Origin of the sequence: Vibrio sp. 10N.261.51.C6, from assembly GCF_041471785.1 — a bacterium.
Classification (GTDB): Bacteria; Pseudomonadota; Gammaproteobacteria; order Enterobacterales; family Vibrionaceae; genus Vibrio; species Vibrio crassostreae_C.
In genome coordinates this window covers 1-221 of record NZ_JBFRPB010000148.1, presented here as the reverse complement: position 1 = coordinate 221, position 221 = coordinate 1, and the positions used below count along the sequence as shown (strand labels likewise).

At 44.8% G+C, this 221-nt stretch carries 1 protein-coding gene; it reads left to right on the top strand.

The annotated features are described in order from the left end of the window. Positions 1–221, top strand: a 221-nt coding sequence (locus AB4375_RS21620; RefSeq protein WP_372052512.1) for a hypothetical protein, incomplete at both ends; no start/stop codon positions are given.

The following is a 221-nucleotide window of genomic DNA, read 5'->3' as shown; positions in this document are numbered from 1 at the left end:
TCTAGTGACTCCGATAACGATGTGTTGACCTCAACCGTCACGTTGACCATTACCGATGGTGATATCCCAACCATTGATAATGTTCCAACTGTGAACTTGTCGGAAACAAATCTGAGTGATGGCTCTGCACCAAGTGGCAGCGCGGTGAGTTCAACTCAAACTATTACTTACACCACTCAAAGTGATGATGTGACAAGCTTTCGTATTGAACCAACGGAGTT